General features: G+C 51.4%; 1 tRNA gene and 1 rRNA gene. Both read right to left on the bottom strand.

The features are described 5' to 3' along the window. Positions 1-6 precede the first annotated feature (6 nt). Positions 7-83 (bottom strand) — tRNA-Ile (locus tag FTV34_RS16025). 61 nt (positions 84-144) lie between these two features. Beyond that, positions 145-1,682, bottom strand: a 16S ribosomal RNA gene (locus tag FTV34_RS16020). Positions 1,683-1,770 lie beyond the last annotated feature (88 nt).

Below are 1,770 nucleotides of genomic sequence, written 5' to 3'. Positions count from 1 at the left end.
GACAGATGGTGGGTCTGACAAGACTTGAACTTGTGACCCCACGCTTATCAAGCGTGTGCTCTAACCAACTGAGCTACAGACCCTCAGATACATCGTCATGAAGAACAACTTGTTGTGGATTCTTACCAATCGTCAATCTTTCGTTAAGGAGGTGATCCAGCCGCAGGTTCCCCTACGGCTACCTTGTTACGACTTCACCCCAGTCATCGGCCACACCGTGGTAAGCGTCCTCCCTAAGGTTAGACTACCTACTTCTGGTGCAACAAACTCCCATGGTGTGACGGGCGGTGTGTACAAGGCCCGGGAACGTATTCACCGCGGCATTCTGATCCGCGATTACTAGCGATTCCGACTTCACGCAGTCGAGTTGCAGACTGCGATCCGGACTACGATCGGCTTTTTGAGATTAGCATCTGCTCGCGCAGTAGCAACCCTTTGTACCGACCATTGTAGCACGTGTGTAGCCCTGGCCGTAAGGGCCATGATGACTTGACGTCGTCCCCGCCTTCCTCCAGTTTGTCACTGGCAGTATCCTTAAAGTTCCCACCCGAAGTGCTGGCAAATAAGGAAAAGGGTTGCGCTCGTTGCGGGACTTAACCCAACATCTCACGACACGAGCTGACGACAGCCATGCAGCACCTGTATCAGAGTTCCCGAAGGCACCAATCCATCTCTGGAAAGTTCTCTGTATGTCAAGGCCAGGTAAGGTTCTTCGCGTTGCATCGAATTAAACCACATGCTCCACCGCTTGTGCGGGCCCCCGTCAATTCATTTGAGTTTTAGTCTTGCGACCGTACTCCCCAGGCGGTCTACTTATCGCGTTAGCTGCGCCACTAAAGCCTCAAGGGCCCCAACGGCTAGTAGACATCGTTTACGGCATGGACTACCAGGGTATCTAATCCTGTTTGCTCCCCATGCTTTCGCACCTCAGTGTCAGTATTAGGCCAGATGGCTGCCTTCGCCATCGGTATTCCTCCAGATCTCTACGCATTTCACCGCTACACCTGGAATTCTACCATCCTCTCCCATACTCTAGCTAACCAGTATCGAATGCAATTCCCAAGTTAAGCTCGGGGATTTCACATTTGACTTAATTAGCCACCTACGCGCGCTTTACGCCCAGTAAATCCGATTAACGCTTGCACCCTCTGTATTACCGCGGCTGCTGGCACAGAGTTAGCCGGTGCTTATTCTGCGAGTAACGTCCACTTATCCCAGGTATTAACCAGGTAAGCCTCCTCCTCGCTTAAAGTGCTTTACAACCAAAAGGCCTTCTTCACACACGCGGCATGGCTGGATCAGGGTTCCCCCCATTGTCCAATATTCCCCACTGCTGCCTCCCGTAGGAGTCTGGGCCGTGTCTCAGTCCCAGTGTGGCGGATCATCCTCTCAGACCCGCTACAGATCGTCGCCTTGGTAGGCCTTTACCCCACCAACTAGCTAATCCGACTTAGGCTCATCTATTAGCGCAAGGTCCGAAGATCCCCTGCTTTCTCCCGTAGGACGTATGCGGTATTAGCGTCCCTTTCGGAACGTTGTCCCCCACTAATAGGCAGATTCCTAAGCATTACTCACCCGTCCGCCGCTAGGAATCAGGTGCAAGCACCCTATCCCCGCTCGACTTGCATGTGTTAAGCCTGCCGCCAGCGTTCAATCTGAGCCATGATCAAACTCTTCAGTTAAAATCATTTCGAACTTTATAAGTAAAGTTCTTAAACTTGGCTCATCAATTTTCTGACAAATATTTCTCAAATAAACTTCGAGTAATTT

Source organism: Acinetobacter sp. YH16038, from assembly GCF_013417275.1.
Taxonomy (GTDB): domain Bacteria; phylum Pseudomonadota; class Gammaproteobacteria; order Pseudomonadales; family Moraxellaceae; genus Acinetobacter.
Note: the sequence above shows the minus strand (reverse complement) of the source record. Positions and strands in the feature narration are given on the sequence as shown.